Source organism: Candidatus Acidiferrales bacterium, assembly GCA_035934015.1.
Taxonomy (GTDB): Bacteria; Acidobacteriota; Terriglobia; order Acidiferrales; family UBA7541; genus DAHUXN01.
In genome coordinates, this window is sequence record DASYYH010000003.1 from 1 (window position 1) to 12,750 (window position 12,750).

10 protein-coding genes are annotated in these 12,750 nt (G+C 58.7%); 1 reads left to right on the forward strand and 9 read right to left on the reverse strand.

The window, feature by feature from the left end; genetic code table 11:
• Nucleotides 1-1,706: 1,706 nt before the first annotated feature.
• From VGR81_00300 to VGR81_00335, 8 genes are all read right to left on the reverse strand, one after another.
• On the reverse strand, nucleotides 1,707-2,204 hold the full coding sequence (locus VGR81_00300) for a hypothetical protein (GenBank protein HEV2287372.1): 498 nt from the start codon (nucleotides 2,202-2,204) through the stop codon (nucleotides 1,707-1,709).
• Nucleotides 2,205-2,282: 78 nt separating this feature from the next.
• Nucleotides 2,283-2,717, reverse strand: coding sequence for a hypothetical protein (locus VGR81_00305; GenBank protein ID HEV2287373.1), 435 nt, complete (start codon nucleotides 2,715-2,717; stop codon nucleotides 2,283-2,285).
• Nucleotides 2,718-3,064: 347 nt separating this feature from the next.
• Complete coding sequence (locus tag VGR81_00310) at nucleotides 3,065-3,553, reverse strand: hypothetical protein (GenBank protein ID HEV2287374.1); 489 nt, start codon at nucleotides 3,551-3,553, stop codon at nucleotides 3,065-3,067.
• 47 nt (nucleotides 3,554-3,600) lie between these two features.
• Complete coding sequence (locus VGR81_00315) at nucleotides 3,601-5,007, reverse strand: RHS repeat-associated core domain-containing protein (GenBank protein HEV2287375.1); 1,407 nt, start codon at nucleotides 5,005-5,007, stop codon at nucleotides 3,601-3,603.
• Nucleotides 5,008-5,431: 424 nt separating this feature from the next.
• The gene (locus VGR81_00320) at nucleotides 5,432-6,493 is read right to left on the reverse strand and encodes an RHS repeat-associated core domain-containing protein (GenBank protein HEV2287376.1); all 1,062 of its coding nucleotides are present in this window, start codon (nucleotides 6,491-6,493) and stop codon (nucleotides 5,432-5,434) included.
• Nucleotides 6,494-6,646: 153 nt separating this feature from the next.
• Complete coding sequence (locus VGR81_00325) at nucleotides 6,647-7,411, reverse strand: hypothetical protein (GenBank protein ID HEV2287377.1); 765 nt, start codon at nucleotides 7,409-7,411, stop codon at nucleotides 6,647-6,649.
• A 329-nt stretch (nucleotides 7,412-7,740) separates the two neighbouring features.
• Nucleotides 7,741-8,217 (reverse strand): lytic transglycosylase domain-containing protein, encoded by a 477-nt coding sequence (locus VGR81_00330; GenBank protein HEV2287378.1) that lies wholly within the window; start codon nucleotides 8,215-8,217, stop codon nucleotides 7,741-7,743.
• A gap of 36 nt (nucleotides 8,218-8,253) precedes the next feature.
• Nucleotides 8,254-8,649: a hypothetical protein gene (locus VGR81_00335; GenBank protein ID HEV2287379.1), complete on the reverse strand. Its 396-nt coding sequence runs from the start codon at nucleotides 8,647-8,649 to the stop codon at nucleotides 8,254-8,256.
• Between the two features lie 151 nt (nucleotides 8,650-8,800).
• On the opposite strand from VGR81_00335, the gene VGR81_00340 reads away from it, so the two are divergent.
• Complete coding sequence (locus VGR81_00340) at nucleotides 8,801-9,496, forward strand: class I SAM-dependent methyltransferase (GenBank protein HEV2287380.1); 696 nt, start codon at nucleotides 8,801-8,803, stop codon at nucleotides 9,494-9,496.
• 32 nt (nucleotides 9,497-9,528) lie between these two features.
• Here VGR81_00340 and VGR81_00345 read toward each other — a convergent pair whose 3' ends face one another.
• Nucleotides 9,529-12,735 carry a hypothetical protein gene (locus VGR81_00345; protein HEV2287381.1) on the reverse strand — a complete coding sequence of 1,069 codons (3,207 nt, stop codon included), beginning with the start codon at nucleotides 12,733-12,735 and terminating at the stop codon, nucleotides 9,529-9,531.
• Nucleotides 12,736-12,750: the final 15 nt, after the last annotated feature.

A 12,750-nucleotide genomic window follows, 5' to 3' on the forward strand; every position in this document is an offset into this window, starting at 1 on the left:
CGGTGAAACGCAAACTCTCGGCTCGCGCACCCGGTCGCACGCTGCGCATGCAAGGCCGTCAAGCCCTGCTGCTCGGTTTGAGTTTCAATTTGTATCGCCTGTAGCATCGACGCCTTTTTCATAGGATGTCAACAGAGCCATCATGTCTTTTCGTTTTTCTTGGTCCTAAACCATAACGTTCGGTCTTACAAACCGCGACGCGCTGTCAAGCCCTCTGGCTCCTGGTCTACCAAGCTGTTTAGACGTGCGTTACGTTATGCATCTCAGTAAAATAGGATCTAGCCGGTAAAAAGCTTTAATAACCTTGTTGGGTTGTTCCGTAACAGGGGCCATCTACGCCAAACTAGCAAACGGAAAAATTCCATGCAACGCGGGGAAGTATCATATCGCCGCGCGAACGTCGCGACGGCAGTTTGGTCTGCCAACCTGCCTCGACGTGCCTCGGTTATGCGTTTCGACGAAACCCACGACGCAGACGGTGTGCGGGTAGCCCGCCTCAATTCCCATGTCTTTGTCTTTCTTAACAAGCATAACGGAGCGCACTCGCCTCCTTCTATATGATAACATAATACGGATTAGAGGAAGATACGCTTGGGGGCAAATTTGTGTCAAGCGGTATTTGAGCGTTTTGGAGGGAAAGGTGCGGAATTGCAAGTTGCACAAACGAGTTGGGTTAAGCGGCTCGTCTACAATTTCTGTAGTTATGGATAGAACGATTCGCCTGGGATGGCGGTAGAGGTGAACAAGGCTTGCGGTGGGGGCTGCCGAGGGGCATCCATTGCGGAGACGGGCTTGGGTCGAGGTGCTGGCTCGGCGCGCAGTGCGATAGTGGTGGACGTGGACTTCCCTCGGATGAACAGCTTTCAACGGAAATGCATTTTCAGAGGCAGACGGGCTGGGTTGAGTGCCGATGCGATGCGCTTCGCTTCGTGGTGGTTGTGGATGAGGTTTCCCGGCGGAGGCGGACCCGCCGTGAAAGGACTGCCAACAAGAGCATATTTTAGGGACACGTCGCGTTAGCTCAATGCGCTTTATGGGCCAGGCGAGCGGTTCAGTCGTCGGGAGAGGTGATGGCGGCACGCTCCGCAAAGGAGGAGTCATAAGGTACGATCCCGGGCGGTTTTTTCGTCCATGGTAAGCGCGCCAAAGGGGTTCGGGTTCCCTGCGTGATGCAGCACAAATGACGGGCAGCGGCCGAGAATCTCGTACTCGCGGGCGAAAAAGCGCGGGCCGCGCAGAGATGCGAAGGCTCAGCCTTCGCGCTTCGGGCGCGCGCCAGAGGAGGAGGGTTTACGCGGCTGCGCCGAGAGTTGAAATTACGGAGGACGGGACAATGGGTAGCCGACTCGTTGTGTCGCGTGTCCAAAGTGCGCCGGAGAAAAAGAATTTACGCGACGCAGCGGCTCAGCGCGTCGTAACTGAGCCCGAATGGCCCAGCGCTCAGGAATTGGCCAGGCTAGTTCGTGCTGCAAATGGCAGATTCTTCCTACGCGACTGCAGCGAGAGTTGAAATTGCGCGCATGGAGGCGGCAGGGCGATGGAAGCACTGGGTTAGCGGCAATGTGCGAAAACGCGGATGGCGAGACGCTTCAATTCCCCTCTGACGCTTCGATGGGAAAAATCTTCGCCAACATCGGAGCTGCGCGGCGCGCGGAGATGCGAAGGCGGGGCCTTCGCGCTTTGGACGCGCGCCAGAGAAAAAGAATTTACGCGACTGCTGCGGCGATGCCGGCCGGGTCGGGCGAGGGCCAGCGGCCCAGAATCTCGTATTCGCGATACGCCGCGTCGTAGAGATTCGTCGTGGTGTTCTCCGCGTTCCCCGCAAACGCAATGTTCGTCACGCCCGTGCTGCCTGAAGCTGCATACGTCTCGCTCCTTCGGCTACGCTCAGGACAGGCTCCCGGCGCATACGCCAAATCATTGTACATCGTCCGTGAGGTCGTGGAAGCGAAGCGCGAACTCCCGATCCAGTCGGAATGCTGATAATACGGCGACGAGCCGCTGGACTGCCACACCTCCGCCGTCTCGCCCGGCATGGGAACCCACGCTTTGACGAACGTTTGGCCATTCATCAACTGCATCTGGAATCCTGTGGGAGAGTACTGAATTTGCGTGTAGCTGCCTGATTGCCCTTGCTCCACCATGCGTCCCAACGCACCATAGGTCATGGTGACAGAATCAATCGTCGTGGGTAGCGCTGCCACGGAAGAGTCGTGATCTACGAAAAACTCCATACTCCAAAAAGACCAAAAAACGAAGCCCGACCAACCCGCACTCGTCCCTCACGGCCTTGTCGAAAGCTCAATCTTTGCCAAAGCAGTTCGATAGGCCACGAAATAACCGAGAGGCCCACTGAATAACCACACGACAATAGTGATAGTGATGGCGAAGTTCGCCGAGACCAAGCCCATCTTTACCGCCGAGTAAGACAGCGCCGTCACGGCCAGCTCGATGAATGCTGTGGATGCGATGGCCATGTTGCGAGCGCGCCGCTTCGGAGGGTCTTCGCGCCGTCGGTTTATTCTATCGAAGAAAGGCCCAACCACAATTGGCGCGACTGCCAAGGCGATGTACGGACCAACAAGTCTGTGCACAGATATCTTAAAAAGCCATAGGCCCAAGAACAGTGATCCCGTCTCCAGCAGTAGCCAGGTCCCCAGATACCAGAACATCCATACGAAGCAACTCTCATTGGCCCTGGAGAGTGAAAGCTTCATGGCGCGCCTCCTACGATCCGGGGCCACAGGTGACTGCCTGCTTGATTGCTGAATACGCCCTCTTCGTCTCAAAGATGCTGATGCCCGTCAGGGCGACACCCCCCTGCCGATACGGCTACTGCTCCAAAGCTAGCCGCTGCGCTTTGTTTTCAACACGTTAACCGGGAGCGCCCGAAGGTTAACCGCCAGCGCCGGAAATTTTGTAAGACGTTGATTTTTCGATGGTTCCTATACAGCAACCCAAGTTGCTGTGCAGCACCCTTTTAGGGGTGACGTGTCCCTAAGAACACCCCGTGCGAAGCACGGCTCTTTACGGCGCTCCCCGGCGCTCCCCGTTAACCAGGTGGCTAACCCCTCGCTCTCATCCGCCGGGACTTGACGTAAACTATAAATAGAACTGCCACAGCGATGACATCGAATGCGACGCCCAACGGAACGTGATAATCGAACCAGGCGTTTAAGAGGAGCACGAGCACGACGATCACCCAGAACACAGGGGAACGCCCCTTGAATCGATCAAAAAATGTAGGCCGCACTGGTTGGATGGTGTGCTCGCCTTTTGGTGAAGATTCGGGAATTTTGGAACCTAGTACACGTCCGCCGAATAGTTCTCGTCCCCACTTGTCAACTTCTACGCCACAACTGGGACACGTCCAACCACCCCACATCTCTTGGCGAAGAGACTGCGGATGTCGCAGCTTTGGAAGCGGCGTGTTGCAGCGCGGGCAAGAAACATCGCAAGGATTGATTCCCCACCTGTTCTTTGCAAGAGTTCCGTAAATCACTACGGCCCCACCGACAGCCAGCAAACCCAGAATCACGACCAGAGGAATCATCGCCGCTCTTCCTTTCGACCGCGCTGTGCGACCAGTTCGCCCGGGCCCTAAGACGGGCCGTAGGCTCCGGTGTTAGAGCAAACAAAAGTAGCCGCAGCGCCCAAAAACACACCTGCCCCTGCACCTGCCACGCCCCCAACGACTCCCCCTACGATCGCACCGGGGATGGCACCAAGGCCAGCCGTGGGAACTCCTAGGCCATCTGCCCCTGCAATTGCCCCTCCTATGGCACCCTTTGTTGCGCCGCTCGCCATCCAGTTCAATATCCCACCGGAAGGAGAGTGTCCGCAAAGGTCCCATTTGGCTGCGGCCTTAGCTTTTTGCCACAGAGTCGGCGACGGCTGCGGTGTCGGTGTTTGCGGTGATTGCAGTGACTGCGGTGATTGCAGTGACTGCGGTGGCTGCGGAAACTGGGGACTGAATATGAAAGCGGTCCCCGTTGGTTGGAAGGGGTCGACTGTAAATGTACAAGCCACAACCGGGCAGAACGGCTGTGGCTGCGACGAGCTAACCACTGGAATGTTGTTTATCCCGAAAAGAACGGGAGGCTGCCCAGATACTCCCTGACCAGGTTGGAATCCCCCGTTGGGGATTTGTCCGCTATCGTCTCCGACGTAGGCACCATCGAAGGTGCCACTTCCGCCAACGCCAAGGGACCCAGACCAATCACTAAAGTAATTGCCGCCGCCGCCGAAGGGATTCTGGTGGATGAAGCAGCCGCTCTGCTGCTGAGGAGGATCGGCCTCTGCATCGCTGGCGTCTGTATCCGACGGCCCGTCACCGGAAGCCTGCTGCGAGGTGTCCGTGGGCGTCGCTTCCACCGTGGTACATGACCAAGTTCCCAACCGATCCATCAGCATCAATGGATTGTTGGTCACATAACTGTAGCGATTCCAGCTTTGCGGATTGGCCGGATTCGCGGCGGCCATGCCTGCCGGATCGGGCGAGGGCCAGCGGCCCAGAATCTCGTATTCGCGATACGCCGCGTCGTAGAGATTCGTCGACGTGTTCTCCGCGTTCCCCGCAAACGCAATGTTCGTCACTCCCGTGCTGCCTGAAGCTGCATACGTCTCGCTCCTTCGGCTACGCCCACCACGGTGGGCAAGCTCAGGACAGGCTCCCGGCGCGTACGCCAAGTCATTGTACATCGTCCGTGAGTAAGTGGATGCGAAGCGCGCGCTCCCGATCCAGTCGGAATGCTGATAATACGGCGAAGCGCCGCTCGCCTGCCACACCTCCGCCGTGCCGCCGGGCATGGGAACCCACGCTTTGACGAACGTTTGGCCATTCATCAGCTGCATCTGGAATCCGGTGGGCGAGTACTGAATTTGCGTGTAGCTTCCCGATTGTCCTTGCTCTACCATGCGTCCCAGCGCGTCGTAGGTCACCGTGACGGAATCCAGGTACGCAGGCGGTACGCAGCGCTGCTTAAAGTCTCGGTCCAAAGACGCCATGTCATCATCCGGTGGAGGATCGATTTGTTGCAAAGGGAAGCGTGGTGGGCGTCCCACTGAATCCGCGAGACCACGAAGCCGCCCGATTCTGACTCCTTCTCGGCTTCGTGTCCGCGCTCATTTAGACTGGCCCCTCTGTCGCCATGCCAAGATCTCGCGCGTAAACCACCACCATAGAGTAGACACAAAAAGCACAACGCCGATATCCACGATAGCTTCAAACCACCGCCACGGGTATCGTAGGCCAGCTCGTCCTGCAGCCGCCCTGAACGTTACGTAATCTATCGCACGATACAGAATGATAAAAGGGAGACCGAAGCGGAGTACGGACTGCCAGAAACTGGCGCACTTGAGACTCCCTTTCGCTAGCTTCTTCGTAAATGGTTCATGCATCGTGATCTCCTTCCAATCCAGGTCACCCCATCTAGCCGCCACCGCAGGCTGCGAGACTGGATTTCAATTGGTTTATGATCTGCCTTGTGTCGACATAGTTGTGATACAGCTGCACTGCGGTTCCCTCTAGTAGCCCCCCAAGGAAACCGACGACTGCACCGGGGACGGCTGCCTCCACACAACCGACCTCAACGGTGGTCACGCACCCAATCACGGCCCCACTTACCGTCCCTGCGACTGCTGCCTTGAGTGGATTCTTAAACTGATTCCGAAGTGAATACAAATCCGCAGCAGCGGCGTCAGCATTTGTATAAGCTTCAATCTCGCAATTTTCTACATCATCAGGAGATTTGGGCGATGTCGGTGATTGCGGCGTGGGGTTGCCTGGGCTGCCGGGGCCGCCACCCCCACCGAAGCAGTCGCCGCCTCCGCAGAGGTCTCCGCCACCGGGGCCGCCTCCGCCGAGATTAAAAACATAACAAGTTTGATAATTGAGTTCTCCGACGCATAGCGTCTGCACTCCACCGCCGCCACCACCGCTGCTACTACCACCACCGCACGGCACTAGTGCCCCGTCTACGTCACAATAGCCCCCGTTGTCAGGACCACAATCGACGTCATTCGGGACTCCACCCTGTCTGGCTGCAGCATAGGAGAGCGGCCCTCGTTCTTGCATGCCTGCCGCGAAGCAGCCCTTCGGCCCGAACCCCGACGGATCGATCAATAGCAGCGGGTTGTTGAACACGTAAGCATAGCGATTCCAGCTTTGCGGATTCTCCGGATTCGCAGCCGCGATGCCTGCCGGATCCGGCGACGGCCAGCGGCCCTGAATCCCGTACTCCCGGTATTGCGCATCATACAACGCTGCCGACGTATCCTCGTTGTTCCCTGCAAACGCAATGTTCGTCACTCCCGTGCTGCCCGTCGCTGCATACGTCTCGCTCCTTCGGCTACGCCCACCACGGTGGGCAAGCTCGCCCAGGCGGGCAAGCTCAGGACAGGCTCCCGGCGCATACGCCAAATCATTGTACATCGTCCGCGAGTAGGTGGATGCGAAGCGCGAACTCTCCAGCGAAGATTTGTTTTTTTCCAAGCATTTTCTTGCGAGCGACGCCCTCGATTGTGTCCAACTTGATCAGCTACCGCTCACGATATACTGCACCATGGACAATCATCTTGGCAATGGCGCAAGGCTTGCGAGGCGGCAGAGTGATGGAGATGCTTCAGGCGCGCGGCGATTGTGGCGCTAGCGGCAATGGCCGGAGGAGCAGAGGGCGGCGGAGGAGATTGCGCCGCCGATGAGGAGGAGTTTCGCGTCGTGGCCGAGGCGGCGCCAGAACGAGCCGCCCTTGAGCGCCTTGAGCGCGGCGTCGCGCTGCTCGCCGGCGGCGGAGAGTTCTTCGCCGGCGAGTTTGAGCTGCCGATTTTTTGTTTGTAAATCCTGCTGCGCGGCGGCGAGCTTCGCCTGGCATTCCTTGCACGATTCCACGTAGTCGCGCAGAGCGGGCAAGTCAATTTGCGGAATCGTGGCCAGCGCGGGCGGAAGCGAGTTCCCTGCTGGCGTTTGCGCGGGCTGGAGCGCGGATTTTGGCGCTGAAGATTGTGGCGCAGCGGACGCAGCAACATTCGATGATGCTTGCGCGGAAGCGGCCGCGCGCGAAGTTGCAGGCACAGTGATTTCGACGGGTTCCGGCGTGGGGATTTGCTTCGGAAGCCATGCGGCGATTTGCGCGGCGGTTTTCAGTTGTGCGACTTGCGCTCGCATCGCGGCGATTTGCTGCGCGGTGGCGCGATCGCGCGATTGCTCGGCGGCGGTGAGCGCGTCGTACTGCTTTTTCTGCTGCGCGAGCAACTGGCCCTGTGCGGCGATGGTTGCGGTGGCGTGAAGCAAAGCGTCGTGCGCGGAGAGCCACTCCTTAAAAACAAAACCGCTGGCGGCCAGCGCAGCGACGAGAAGCGATTCGCGCCAGTATTTTGCGACGGCAAGCGTCGCCGTGGCGAACATGCCCATTGGAAAATCTCCCTTTGCGAATTTACGATTGCGATTTCATTTTTGCGCGTGGACGATTCGAGCGGGAAGTATTGCGACGACGTTTCAGCGACAGAGATTCGGATCTGCAGAGCCGCGCCTTGCAGGCGCGCGGGCAGGGCAAGCCCTGCCCCTACGAAGGCAACACACGCGGCGAGTTATTTCACGCCGTCTAAATTGGTGAAGTCGCGCGGCGGCGATGGCACAGGAGCGCGAATGGCGTCGAGCGCGCGGCGAAAAGTTGCAGCGCAGAAAAGCGATGCGGCGAAATGGGCTGGAAGCCGGCGATCGCGCAGGATTTTATGGGCGCGTCACGACGCGGTTTTGTATTTCTCGGCGCACGCGAGAACCTCGCTGGCGTAGGAAGGATTCGCGCCGCCGTTATAGGCCTGGAGCGCGTCGGGCAGATTGCCGTGCTGCAGGCGCAGCTTTTCGCTGAGCGCGCGGCATTGCCATTCGATGCCCGTCGCGGGATCGCACAGCGCGGCGAGACGGCCGCGATAGCCGAGTTCGCGCGCGAGTTCGCCCATCACCTGGCCGAGTCCCCAGGAGAACGCGCGAGCGCGAGCCTCGGTCGAATCATGCAGCGCGCCGGAAGCGAGCATGGGCGCGATGTAGCGCGTGAAAAAAGCGTCCTCGTAGCGAATGGTCCACGGCTGCCAAGAGCTTTCGCGCTCGATCTGGCCGCAGACGATGTGAGCGAAGAGGCCGTGCGCGGTGGCGATGGCGCGAGCCAAAGCGATGAGATCATCGCGCGCGATTGCGTTTTGATTTTGCGTGGCCGACACAGCAATTCCCTTCCCGGCTTTCTTTCGCGCGAGGCGTCAGTTCCCTGCTGAATGCGGATCGCGTGCGTCGCGGATGTGATCGCGGTCGTTGGGATGTTCATCGCGAGAATCGCGATTATTTTCCGCACGCGCATCGGCTGAAGAATCGGCATCGCGCGCAAAACAATCGGACGGAGCGGCGTCCCATTCGCGCGGCAGCGGCGATTGGCGAAGATAGAGCGCGACGCCGAGAATGGCGCTCAAGAGCGCGGAAACACCGCCGATTTTGAGCGTGTCGTGAATGCCCGCAGCGAGATTGAAATGATGCGGGTCAATGCCGATGGCAGCGAAGCCGGTGACAATGCCGTTTGCGGCGCCGGAAATGGCCGCGGCGGCGATGCCTTTGAGCCAGAGTTCAGCGGAAAACCATTTGCTGGAAATTTGTGCGGGCATGAATTTCCTTTTCTACGAGAGCCGCTCAAGTGCGCAGAATTGCGCGCCTAGTGCCGAGGAAATAAAAATGACGGGCTAGCAACGGCGCGGCGGCTATATGCGCGCTATGTTGGTTGGTATTGTGCTTATCCGGGGAGTAAAATGAGCCGTCATGCCCACGAACCTTGACTCCTCTCGCAAGTTCTGGGATCAGAAGGCGCAGCAAAATCCCTACTGGTACATCTCTTCCTATGGCCCTTACGAAGGCCGAGATCTGAAGGAATTCTGGCGCTCCGGGGAAAATATCTGGCAAGAAATCAAAACCACGATTCACTACTTTCCTTCACCTTCTGATGCGGTAGTCGAAATCGGATGCGGCATCGGCCGGCTGACGCGGGCCATTGCTCCAGAGGTCAAAGAAGTTTTTTCGTTTGATATTTCCGAGCAGATGCTGGAGCTTGCGCGGCAAAACGTTCCATCGAACGTAAAACTGAATCTCGCGGAAGGAACTTCGCTTTCCCCGGTCCCGAATGCGAGCGTTGATTTGGCGCTTGCCTATTGCGTGTTTCAGCATTTGCCGACGTTGAAGGATTTCGAGTCTTACTTGCAAGCGATGCATCGCGTGACGAAGCCGGGAGGCATCATTGCATTCACGATTTGCGAGCGCCATTGGACATGGTCGCTTTTGCCACTTCTCAGACTTAAGGGCTTCGTAAAAAGCAAACTGCATCTTCAGCCGCCAGATCTCTATAAGAAGGAGTGGCTTGGAATCCGCCTGCCTCTGGCGCAGATTCGCTCTATCTGCCCTGTAAATTTAGAAGTGAAATATATCGGAGGCGGCCGAACGCTTCTCTGGGGCCGCGTCTAGCAAGCTTCCCTGCACTCTCAAGCAACACACGATTAGTGAACCGTCATGGCGCGCGGGGCGCGGATGACGTAGATGTGCACGTCGGTCTGCTGCCAGGTGTCGGAAAATTGATTGCCCGTGATGGGCAGCGAACGGCCTTCGCCGAGGACTTCGACGCTCGTTGCACCCGCTGGCGGATTCGCGAGCGTGAATGTCTCGGTGAACGGCGACGCGGCGCTGCAAAGATTCGTGGCGAAGATGTATTGATCGGTTTCGCCGGTACCGGAAAGCGCGTAGGAGTGCGTCACAAAATTCGCGGGCGCGGCGGGCCAGAGCGAGGATTGCGTATAAAAATACGGCGTGTAGGCGCTTGTGACGTTGCACGCCGTGGCTGCGGAAACGCTCGACGAAACTGCGGAGACAATCCCGCCGAGGCCCAGAACCGGCGAATCCACCACGGGCGTGAGCAGCACGGGCGCGAGCGCGCGGATTTCGTTTGTGGCGCGCTTCGAATCGAACCACGCCTGGATATTGTTGTTGAGCGGATTGCCGCCCTGCGAAGCGAAAACGGACGACTCAAGCCCGCTCGAATCGACCCAACCCCAAGTCATCGCATCCGCGCCGAGCGAGCCATAGACCTGCACGCCGATGATGGCTTTCCACATTTGCTTTTTCATTTCGGCATAAGGAAATCCGTCGTAATTTCCGCTGCCGAATTGTTGCACGACCATCCACGACGGGCGCGCGCCGAATGTTTGGCGGCCTTCGTCGTCGGCCCAAACGTCCACGCGGCTGGGAAAACAACGCGGCTGGGATGCAGCGGCGCTATTCTGGCCGTACATATTGCAATTTTGCGTTGCGGATTCTCCCGTAGCGTATTCCTCGGGGCTCGGAGCAGCGTTGTAGCCGTAGGGGTCGTAGCCAGTGAGATCGCAGATGTAGCGGCCGAGCAAAACCTGCTCGGGGCCGATGAAGACGCACGCGGTGGGAAGATTGAGATTGTCGGCGAGGAGCGTTTGCTGCTGCTCCCAGAGCGAGCCATAGGAATAGAAGCCGCATTCATCGCACATATACATGCCACCGGCGGATTGCGGATATTCGGCGGTCATCAGATTGAAAAGCTGTCCCCACATCGTCGGGTCGGTGCCGGAGCCGCCGACGGGGCGGAATTGATAGGTCGTGTCGGCCGTGGGCGGAGGCGCGCCGGATTGAACGTTCGAGAGCGTGACGCTTACACTGCAAGGAATGTCGCCGCCGGAGCCGAGCATTCCGCTGACGCCGAGCGGATACTGAATCGCGAACGAACTGTTCGCGGGCGGAGTCGAAGTCGAGCTGGTGGCGGCGTAGATGTTCCAGCCTTCCCAGCGCGCCGTCGGACAGGCGGGCATGATGAAAGTGACGCTACAATTTGTGCCCGCGCACGAGGACGAAGATAAATTCACCGTGAGCGGCGAGGACGGAAGCGTATTTTCCGGCAGCCGCGTTGGCGAATTCCCTGCTGGATTCGGATTCGCAAAAGCGACGGCTTCGAGAAAAAGATAATTCGCGGAGATTGTGCCGCCTGCGGACGCGGTGACCGTTGGCGCGAAAGTCGGCGGCGTGGTGCAAGGCGATGCAGCTTCGCCGACGAGGCAGCTTGTCCAGTTGTTGAGAATCTGCCAGTGCGTCATCGGCGAGCAAAATTCCGAATAGACTTTCAGATATGGCGTGAGCGTGTCGTTCGGCGGCACGAGCGACGGATTGATGCCGGAAAAAGTGGAGAACGAGCCGAGGACGCCGGAAAAACCTTGCGAGCAGTAATCGGTGATGAACGAGCCGTTCTGGCGAGTTCCACCGGAAGGCGCGTTGATCGCTTGCGGCGCGGCATTCACGGGACCAAGCGAGCCGATGCCCTGGATGTAATCCGCGTCGGTGGTCTGGCCGACGGTGGTGTTCGCGCGAAACGTCGCGCTCCAGCGATCGTATGTGCCGAGGAGAAATGTTGGCGATTGATGGTGCATCCAGACGCTATTGGGGTCGTACCAATTTTCGAGCGTGGCGCGAAATGCGGAATTTTCGTAGAAGCCGGCCCATACGACGTCGTTATCAATGAGCGAAAGACCGCTTGTGAGATAGAGCGACGGACAAATCCAGAATTGCTGGCCGACCGCCAGAGAACCATACTGCGACGGCGTGAATTGCCACGGCTGGACGGATTGCGGCGAGGCGAATGTGTCCGTGGCGAGAACGCCAGTCGCGCAATTCGCGCTGGTGGCCAGCACAATTTTCAGTGTGAGTTGCGAAAGCACGTCGCCGGGCGGCGGATCGATTGTGGTGACGCCCATGATTTCGCCGGCGACGGGCGTTGCGCCAGTTCCCTGCATATTCCAGAACGGGCTTCCGGCACTTATCGGTTGAATTTGCGTGAAGCGCTTCGGCGGAACGAGATCGTTCCACAAATAGCCGCGATAGTTGGGATAGAGCAGAAACGAGCGCAGCGGAAACCATTCGTCGTCGATTTCGATGCGCGTGACATAGACGACGTTCTGCTGCTGGTTCGTCCATGTGACTGTGCCATCGGTCGTTGTGCCGCCGGTGGTCGCGTTCCACGATGGAGCGGAAGCGCCGCTCGTGCCTGCCGAGGTCACTTGCTCGACGTTGCCGCTGGCGTCCACGATTTCCGCGCCGAGAGCATACGACGCGTTCGCAACCCACGCAGGAGTTTCGAGCGTGAAGCGTTCGTCGAGATTCGTATCGGAGCCATGCTCGGTGATATTCGGATAGAACTCGACGAAGTTTTGCACCCAGCCGGAATTTCCGCCGGTGGGGCCGCTGACGGTTTGCTGATCGCGCGCGATAGATCCCGGACCGGCGCCATCGCCGTGATTGTTGTCGAACGTGGAGACGCTGAGGCCGCTGGCAACGGAGCCTGCGGGAATGTTGATCTCCCAGCGCACGAGCCATGCTTCGTGATTGTGCAGCGCGAAGCCGGCGTCGAAGACACGCAAATTCGGCGCGCAGCCGGCGAGTTTCATCGCGTAGGTGTCGCCGGGATAAACGACGCTCGATTGAACCGAGGCGCAGCCTGCTTCATAGGCGTAGCCCGTAAAATTGCCCGCGGAGAAATTCCAGTTCGCGCCGAGCTGATTCGCCACCAACTGATCGGGGTTTGGAGGCAGAGAAGTTGCGCCGCCAGCCTGCGCGAAAAGAGGCAGGGCTGCGAAAGAAAACGCAGAAAAACAAGCGCACGCGACGAAGCATGCGATCGAGCGCCGTTGCATGCAGCGAAAGAGATT

Coding starts and splice junctions, on each gene's coding strand:
- VGR81_00315 (HEV2287375.1), bottom strand. CDS start 5,007: ATGGCGTCTTTGGACCGAGACTTTAAGCAGCGCTGCGTACCGCCTGCG.
- VGR81_00345 (HEV2287381.1), bottom strand. CDS start 12,735: ATGCAACGGCGCTCGATCGCATGCTTCGTCGCGTGCGCTTGTTTTTCT.
- VGR81_00340 (HEV2287380.1), top strand. CDS start 8,801: ATGCCCACGAACCTTGACTCCTCTCGCAAGTTCTGGGATCAGAAGGCG.
- VGR81_00305 (HEV2287373.1), bottom strand. CDS start 2,717: ATGAAGCTTTCACTCTCCAGGGCCAATGAGAGTTGCTTCGTATGGATG.
- VGR81_00335 (HEV2287379.1), bottom strand. CDS start 8,649: ATGCCCGCACAAATTTCCAGCAAATGGTTTTCCGCTGAACTCTGGCTC.
- VGR81_00310 (HEV2287374.1), bottom strand. CDS start 3,553: ATGATTCCTCTGGTCGTGATTCTGGGTTTGCTGGCTGTCGGTGGGGCC.
- VGR81_00325 (HEV2287377.1), bottom strand. CDS start 7,411: ATGGGCATGTTCGCCACGGCGACGCTTGCCGTCGCAAAATACTGGCGC.